General features: G+C 65.1%; 6 protein-coding genes and 1 pseudogene. 3 read left to right on the top strand and 4 right to left on the bottom strand.

Annotation, left to right across the window (positions count from 1 at the left end):
• Both ACLQI9_RS22820 and ACLQI9_RS22815 read left to right on the top strand, forming a co-directional pair.
• The coding region (locus ACLQI9_RS22820) for a glycoside hydrolase family 3 C-terminal domain-containing protein (protein ID WP_442392241.1) at positions 1 to 1,887 on the top strand (1,887 nt) is incomplete at its 5' end.
• 125 nt (positions 1,888 to 2,012) lie between these two features.
• Positions 2,013 to 2,311: pseudogene (locus ACLQI9_RS22815) on the top strand (hypothetical protein); the annotation flags it as partial.
• Here the strand turns inward: ACLQI9_RS22815 and ACLQI9_RS22810 are convergent.
• The 3 genes from ACLQI9_RS22810 to ACLQI9_RS22800 all read right to left on the bottom strand — a co-directional run bounded on the left by ACLQI9_RS22810 (position 2,312) and on the right by ACLQI9_RS22800 (position 4,819).
• A complete protein-coding gene (locus ACLQI9_RS22810) occupies positions 2,312 to 3,316 on the bottom strand; it encodes an NADPH:quinone reductase (protein WP_442375967.1) in 1,005 nt (334 codons plus the stop codon).
• A 113-nt stretch (positions 3,317 to 3,429) separates the two neighbouring features.
• A complete protein-coding gene (locus ACLQI9_RS22805) occupies positions 3,430 to 3,888 on the bottom strand; it encodes a MarR family winged helix-turn-helix transcriptional regulator (RefSeq protein ID WP_442375966.1) in 459 nt (152 codons plus the stop codon).
• A 79-nt stretch (positions 3,889 to 3,967) separates the two neighbouring features.
• Positions 3,968 to 4,819, bottom strand: coding sequence for a type 1 glutamine amidotransferase domain-containing protein (locus ACLQI9_RS22800; protein ID WP_442375965.1), 852 nt, complete (start codon positions 4,817 to 4,819; stop codon positions 3,968 to 3,970).
• A 174-nt stretch (positions 4,820 to 4,993) separates the two neighbouring features.
• On the opposite strand from ACLQI9_RS22800, the gene ACLQI9_RS22795 reads away from it, so the two are divergent.
• A complete protein-coding gene (locus tag ACLQI9_RS22795) occupies positions 4,994 to 5,461 on the top strand; it encodes a cupin domain-containing protein (RefSeq protein WP_442375964.1) in 468 nt (155 codons plus the stop codon).
• Positions 5,462 to 5,492: 31 nt separating this feature from the next.
• Here the strand turns inward: ACLQI9_RS22795 and ACLQI9_RS22790 are convergent, their stop codons facing one another.
• Positions 5,493 to 7,616 carry an acyl-CoA dehydrogenase family protein gene (locus ACLQI9_RS22790; RefSeq protein WP_442375963.1) on the bottom strand — a complete coding sequence of 708 codons (2,124 nt, stop codon included), beginning with the start codon at positions 7,614 to 7,616 and terminating at the stop codon, positions 5,493 to 5,495.
• Positions 7,617 to 7,783: the final 167 nt, after the last annotated feature.

Raw genomic sequence — 7,783 nt, 5'->3', positions numbered from 1 at the left:
GGCCGCAACTTCGAGTACTACTCCGAGGACCCGCATCTCAGCGGTGTGCTCGGCGCGGCGTGGGTTCGGGGATTGCAGAGCCACGGCGTCGGCGCATCGGTCAAACACTTCGCGGCCAACAACGCCGAGCACGACCGGATGCGCTCGGACTCTCAGGTCGACACTCGGGCCCTGCGGGAGATCTACCTCAAGAGTTTCGAACGAGTGGTCACCGAGTCTTGGCCGTGGACGGTCATGTGCTCCTACAACAAGATAAACGGTGTCTACGCATTCGAGAACCAATGGCTGCTCAGCGAGATCCTGCGCGGCCAATGGGGATTCAACGGCGCCGTCGTCAGCGACTGGGGTGCGGTCGGTGACCGGGTGTCGGCGATGGCCGCAGGGCTAGACCTCGCGATGCCCGGCGGCGACCCCGCCCTAGATAACGCGGTCGTCGCTGCGGTCGAGGCGGGGAAACTGGACGAAGCCACGGTCGACGCCGCAGCCCGAAATGTCCTCACCATGTTGCAGCGCATCGCAGACGGTGCACCAAGGGCTTGGCCCGTCGACCTAGACGCCCACCATGCCCTGGCTCGAGAGGTCGCGGGGCGCTGCATCGCACTGCTGAAGAATCAAGACGGCCTCCTTCCGCTTGACCCCGGCCGTGCCTTGGCGGTTATCGGGTCGTTCGCCGAGCAGCCCCGCTATCAGGGCGGCGGGAGTTCCCGTGTAAACGCTGCCCGGCTTGACATCCCGCTGGAGCAGATCCGAAAGCACGCCCGCGGCGACGTCTTCTACGCACCTGGCTTCGATGTGGACGGCGACGCTAATCGCCTCCGAGACGACGCTGCCGCGATCGCTGCCGACGCCGACGTGGCGGTCGTGTTCCTAGGCCTCACCGACCGCGAGGAATCCGAAGGGTTCGACCGAGACAACATCGACCTACCTGAACAGCAGCTGCACGTGTTGCGGGCGGTGGTGGCGGTGCAGCCGCGCACCGTCGTGGTGCTCTCTCACGGAGGTGCAGTCAGACTCGCCGAAGTGGACCGGCTGGCGCAAGCCATCCTCGACGGCGGTCTGCTTGGCCAAGCCGGCGGTGGAGCTATCGCCGACGTGTTGTTCGGCACCGTCAATCCTTCTGGCCGCCTTGCTGAGACGGTGCCGGTTCGCCTTGAAGACGCGCCCTCGTTTCTGAACTTCCCAGGGGAGAACTCCCAAGTCCTCTATGGCGAGAGCATCTACGTCGGTTACCGCTGGTACGACGCGCGCAAGATCGACGTGACCTACCCCTTCGGTCACGGCCTGTCTTACACCGCGTTCTCCTACGGTGCGGTTCACGTCGAATCCGACGACGATAACCTCCTCGTCATGCTTCCCGTCACTAACACCGGTGATCGTGACGGTCGTGAGATCATCCAGGTGTATATGTCGAAGCCGAGCTCAAGCGTGCGGCGAGTGCCTAAGGACTTGAAAGGATTTCAAGTAATCGACCTCACCGCCGGAGCAACGGCGGACGTGACAATTCGCATCACCCGCAACGACTTCGCCTACTGGGAGGAGCGCATCGACGGCTGGATCGTCGAGGGCGGCGCATACACGATCCACGTCGGCAGTTCCAGCAAGGACATCCGCTGCGCTACGGTCGTCGAGGTCAACGGTGACAAGCTGAACCTCCCGCTGACCGAGGATTCCACGATCGGGGAAGTTATGGCGCATCCGACGGCCGGACCGCTCTTCGCTTCCCTCGCCGCGCAGACCATGGCCTCGATGGCCGACACTTTGGACCCCGCACTCGGCGTGGACATCGCGCAGGTGGCGGCGTCGATCCCGCTGGGCCGCATCGCTGCATTCGGTGGTGGGTTCAGCCGCGAGACGCTAGACCGATTCCTGGAGCAAGTCCGCGACTAATCACCGACGAGATGCCTTGTCAATGCGACGTATCCCCGAAAATCGGAAAACCGTAAGGCCTAACCCGATCCACCCCGTCCGTGCGCGCGGATGTCAAAGCTTCTGCGACAAGACAGTTGCGAAGGTCCCGCGAGAGCACCGACATCCGCTCGACCGACCGGCTGGCCTTGGATGTGCACGCCACCGCCCAATACGACAGGGTCTTCAAAGAAGGCGGGCACGACAACGTCACCACGGTCTACATGGGCGAGGGCGCGCCGGATAAGTACCAAACGGTCGGCCGCATCGACTCGACAGACTGGCGGACCGGGCAACCCCGTACCGACGTGCCCGTCATCGTCTGCATGCATATCCAGGTGGTCTACAGCGGGGCGGGGTCAACATCACCTCACCGAGCACCTGCGCGCAGGCCACCTTTTCCTGATCAGGTGCCGAGTGTGCGACTCACTCCGGGGACGGTAAGGACAACACGGCCATTGCGGGGTCCATTGTCGACATGGTCGTGCGCTACGGCTATGTCGGCGAGCGGGTGAGCGGGTGCGACAGGAATTCTCAACGCGCCGACTCGGGCGGCCGCGGTCAGATCCTTCCCCGCCTGCTGTTTGGCGTCGGTGGAGAAATCATCGCTGCCGAGCAGCCGCAGTGTGACGTTGGCGAACAGCAACGGCCAAAACGGTATTTCGGGTCGGTCGGCGCGGCTCGCGTAGGTGGCGATGACCGCTTCATTGGCCACCACTGCCGCGTCCAGGTCAGCGTTCTCGGAGAAACCCACATCCACGATACGGTCCACCCCGTCGGGGGCATGCTCGCGGATGGCAGCTGCCGGGTCGGTGTCGTCGAGCGCGATTGGATGCGAAACCACAGAGGTGTCAACGTTTTCGAGGTCGCCGCTGCGAACCACCGTGCCGATCACGGTGGCTCCGGCCCAGTGCGCCAGCTGGGTGGCCAGCGAGCTCACCGAGCCCAGCACCCCATGCACCAGGATCGTCTTGCCCGCGACCGCCCCGTCGCTGAAAACGGCCCGATGTGCAGTGATGCCCGGAATGCCAAGACAAGCGCCGACCTCGTCGGAGACTTCATCAAAAAGCGGAACCGCATGTCGCTGCGGTACACAGGTCAACTGCGCCGCGGTGCCGAACGGCCGGTAGGACTGGGCGCCATAGGTCCATACCCGTTGCCCGATCCGGTTGATGTCCACGCCCTCGCCGACGGCATCGATCACACCAGCACCATCACTGTGCGGGATGATCCGCGGGTAGCTCATCGGCGTGCCCTGCCAGCCGGCGCGCTTCTTTGTGTCCCCTGGATTGATACCGGAGAGCCTGACTCGAACCCTCACTTCACCCGGTCCCGGTTCGGGGGCGGGCATCTCTCCGACCTGTAGCACCTCAGCGGCAGGGCCCTGCCGGTCATACCACGCTGCCAGCACCTCAGCCCCTCCACGAGCCGGTTTACCACCGTCGTCCTCGATATATATTCCACGGAATCATAATCCCGCTTTGGCGGCCTGCCCAGACTGACGACACAGCGTGCAGACCGCTGTCAGGCACTCCGTTGCCCCTCGTCGACGCTCGCGTTCGCAGCGCGCAGCTTGATAATGGTTGAGTACAACTGCTGCAACGATCGCGCCGAGACGGCCGAGCGAATGCGGGTCTCCAGTTCGTCCTCAAAAGCCTTGACGGCATTGGTTAGAACTCGCCGCCCCGCTGCGGTGAGCTCAATGACGGACGACCGGCGGTCGTGGGGATTGGCGCGGCGAACGCAGTAGCCCGCGGCTTCGATGCGGCCGACAAGTTTGCTGGTCCCACCGATTGTTATCGACAGTTCCTCGGCGATGTCGTTCACCCGGCAGGATGGACGCCGGGCGATGACCTGCATTGGCTCCAGCCTGCTCAGTGGCAGGTCGAACTCCCCGCGCAGCCGAGCATCAACGGCGTTCCATAGCTCGGTTTCATAACGCACCAACTGATGGAAAAGATCAAGCAAATCGGTCATGACCATCCCAGGTGACTGCGGCGTGGCTTCAACTCAAAGATCATTCCACGTTAACAACTTGCATACCGCCCAGTGCGCGCGGTCGTCAAAGCTTCTGCGACAACACCTTTACGAAAGTGTGGGTATCGCCCGGCCAGCGCGCCGACACGTAGCTGCCGTCGTCGACGACGAATGCCGGCCGCGAATCGGTCGCAGTGTCGCGCACCACTCCAGAGGTCTTGAGCCGCCAGTGCGGCGACCCCCGTTCGACATCACAAAAGTCCACCGGGTTTTTCAGTGCACGGGTGACTTCCGACTGCACAGACATGTAGCCGGTGGCCTGCCCAGGCTCCTCGGTGTAGGTGCGGTAGTAGTTGCGGTCCCAGAAGCGGGTGATCCGGCTGAGACGCCAGGCGGTGCGTTCCAGCGCCCAGGTCAACGCCGTGGTCCGGCGGCCGTAGAGCACCGAATGACCGGTGGTGGGATCAACGCTACGGGCGGCGAGCAGCACACCGTGACAGATCGCGGCCACGGTCACCCCGCGGGCGAAGGCGTCGACGACCAGGCGGTGCAGCGTGTCGCTGTCGAGGTAGGAGCGCATTCCGCGGGCACGATGGCCGCCGGGCAGCAGCAACGCGTCAATGCCGTCCAGGGTAGTTGCACTCCAGCTGGACGGATGCGCATACTCCGCCGACTGCAGCATGTCCTGATATGCGCGGCGAGCGTCCTTGTTGGCCCGCAGCAACCGCCCCACGATTGTTACGGCGCCCAACACCGGTAGCGCAGACCAGAAGTCCAAGCCTCGGCCGGTGACCATGATGTCGTCGGCCACCCCGGGTGTGCCGCTTTCGGTGGCGAAGACGACCCGGTGGCCGTTTGCCTTTAAGACGTGCCAACTGACCGCGACCTCGGTCGGGTCGAAGTCACGGTCCGGAATCGGGATCAGCACAGTACCCATCGGTGATCTCCGAGTCTACGACCTACGGGATCGCAGCAAACGCGGCCGCCGCGATCGTTCCGATGGCCGTATTCGACTGCACTGGATATTCTCGACCATCCGACATTGAAGTCGCCCAACTGACCCAGTCGGGAGCAAGTCGGTGCTTCCGCCGACGACGAATAGGGATGACTCATGAGCATGGCATACCTGGCGCAACCGGAGCAGCAGCAGCAACTGGAATGGCTCGACGGCGGCACACTGGCAATCTTGCTCGACGGCAAGGCCACCGATGGCCAGTTGATGATCGGACGCTTCGATGTCAACGAAGGCGAAGCACCCCCGTACCACAAACACACGCGTGAGGATGAGGTTTTCATGCTGATCAAAGGGACCGCGTTGGTCTGGTACGACGACCAGGAGCTGGAGCTATCGGAAGGCGGGATCGTCTTCTTGCCCAAGAATATTCCGCACGCATACCGCATCACATCCAAGAAAGCGGATCTGCTCATGATCAACACCCCCGCCGGAATCGAAGGTATGTTCCGCTACGCCGGTCGTGACAGAGCAACGCCGCGCCCGGAGGGTTTCGAAATCTCGCCCGCACGTATGACCGAGGGAGCAGCCAAGTTCGGACAGGTCATTCTTGGCCCTCCGCGCTGACCACGCCCGCACACGGCGAGCTGATGAGCGGCTAGCGCGGCAGGCCGAGTAGCCGCTCGGCGGCCAGGGTGAGCAGAATCTGCTCGGTGCCGCCGGCGATGGTCAGGCAGCGGGTGTTGAGGAAATCGTGCACGATCTTGTCCTCGACGGCACCCGCCCCTTCGGTCAGATCCATCCGGTATTCGGCCAGGGCCTGCCGATAACGCACCCCGATGAGTTTCCGCACACTGGATTCCGACCCGGGATCTTGGCCGCCCACCGCGAGCTGGGCGATGCGCTGGTCGAGCAGCGAGCCGACTTGCGCGGTGATGATCAATCGCGCCAACCGATCCTGTTGCGCGACATCGAGATTGATCTCTGCCGCCGCCGCGAGCAGCTGTTCCATCGGGTTGCCCAGCGCAGTGCCTTGGGCCATCGCGACCCGCTCGTTGGCCAGTGTGGTGCGGGCCAGTCGCCAGCCGTCGTTCACCGTGCCGACCACCATCTCGTCGGGGACGAACACGCCGTCCAGAAAGACCTCGTTAAACAGCGCGTCACCGGTGATTTCGCGCAGCGGCCGGATCAAGATGCCGGACGAGCTCATGTCGATCAGAAAGTAGGTGATCCCTTTGTGTTTCGGGGCGTCGGGATCGGTGCGGGCAAGGCAGACACCCCACCGCGCCTTGTGCGCCGAGGACGTCCACACCTTCTGGCCGGTCAGCTCCCAGCCCCCGTCGACGCGCACCGCTTTGGTCCGCAGCGACGCTAGATCCGAGCCGGCTCCCGGCTCGGAAAACAGTTGGCACCAGAAGATTTCGCCGCGCAGGGTAGCTGGCACGAATCGTTCCACCTGCTCGGGCGTGCCGTGTTCGAGAATGGTCGGTGCCGCCCACCACCCGACCACCAGGTCGGGCCGCGGCACACCCGCCGACGACATTTCCTGATCGATCAGCAGCTGCTCGGCCGGTCCGGCACCGCGGCCGTATGGCGCCTGCCAGTGCGGCGCCAAAAGCCCCGCCTCGGCCAGCGCCGCCTGGCGCTTTTCCTCGGGCAGCGCGGCGACCTCGGCGACCGCTTCAGCGATCTGGGGGCGTAGGTCGGCGACCCCGCTCAGGTCGATGCTCAGCCGACGGCGGACACCGGCCTGGGTCAGCTCAGCGGTCCGGCGCAGCCAGCGCGCCGGCCCACCGAGGAACTGCCCGATCCCGTAGGCCCGACGCAGGTAGAGGTGTGCGTCGTGCTCCCAGGTGATGCCGATGCCGCCGAGCACCTGGATGCAGTCCTTGACGTTGGCCTTCACGGCCTCGATAGCGATGCCCGCGGCGATAGACGCGGCAATGGACAACTGGCGGTCATCGGCATCGCCCGCCGCGCGGGCAGCATCGGCGGCGGCTACCGCCACCTGCTCGGCGCGACACAGCATCTCGGCGCACAGGTGCTTGATCGCCTGGAAGCTGCCGATCGGCTTGCCGAACTGCTCACGCACCTTGGCGTATGCGACGGCGGTATCCAGCGCCCAGCGGGCGATTCCCGCCGCTTCCGCGGCCAGCACAGTCACGGCCAGGTTCTCCAGCCGGTCCGCGGCGGCGTCCAGCACAGTGGCCGGCGCCGAGGTCAGCACCACCCGCGCCAACGGCCGGGAGAAGTCGGTGGCATGCAGCGGCTCGACCGCCACGGTGCCAGCTGAGTCGGCGGCGGCTGAGTCGATGAGCAGCCATTTTCCGCCGGCCAGCACCAACAGCAGGCCGCCGGCGTCGGCGCCCAGCACCCGGGGCACCGTGCCCGAGGCGCGCGAGGTGGCGTCGTCGAACTCGACGTCACCATCGAGTGCCACCCCGCCGGTGCGTTCGCCGGACGCCAGTGCGGCGCGCAGCTGCGGATCGGCGACCACCAGCGTGGCCAGCGCGGTGGTCGCTACCGGGCCGGGGACCAGGGCTTTGGCGGCCTCCTCGACCATCGCGCACAGATCCTCGATGCTGCCGCCGGCGCCGCCGCAGTCCTCGGGGACCGCGACACCGAACAAGCCCAGATCGGCCAGGCCACCGAAAACCGGCCGCCAGGCGTCAGGCTCGCCCTGCTCGATGGCCCGGACCGCCGCTGTGGCGCCGGACCCGGCGGCCCAATCACGCACCAACTCACGCGCCGCGAACTGTTCGTCGGTGATGGTGGTGGCCACCTGAACTCCTCGGTCGACATGAAAAGGCACTGCCGGAGACGCCCCGCGCAGCACTAGAACGTGTTCTAATAGTGCCAGCGATCGACCGTCAAGTCGAATGCCATCGGAGCAGGACATCCCGGTGTCCCGCCGGCATGGAGGTGAGAAATTCGCGCTCGGCATGCGTA

Origin of the sequence: Mycobacterium sp., from assembly GCF_052143115.1 — a bacterium.
Taxonomy (GTDB): Bacteria; Actinomycetota; Actinomycetes; order Mycobacteriales; family Mycobacteriaceae; genus Mycobacterium.
The sequence above is the reverse complement of the archived record's forward strand: the minus strand, read 5'-3'. Positions and strand labels throughout refer to the sequence as shown.

Excerpts from the sequence above, each read along its gene's own strand:
- ACLQI9_RS22800 (WP_442375965.1), bottom strand. The coding sequence starts at position 4,819 with ATGGGTACTGTGCTGATCCCGATTCCGGACCGTGACTTCGACCCGACC.
- ACLQI9_RS22795 (WP_442375964.1), top strand. The coding sequence starts at position 4,994 with ATGAGCATGGCATACCTGGCGCAACCGGAGCAGCAGCAGCAACTGGAA.
- ACLQI9_RS22805 (WP_442375966.1), bottom strand. The coding sequence starts at position 3,888 with ATGGTCATGACCGATTTGCTTGATCTTTTCCATCAGTTGGTGCGTTAT.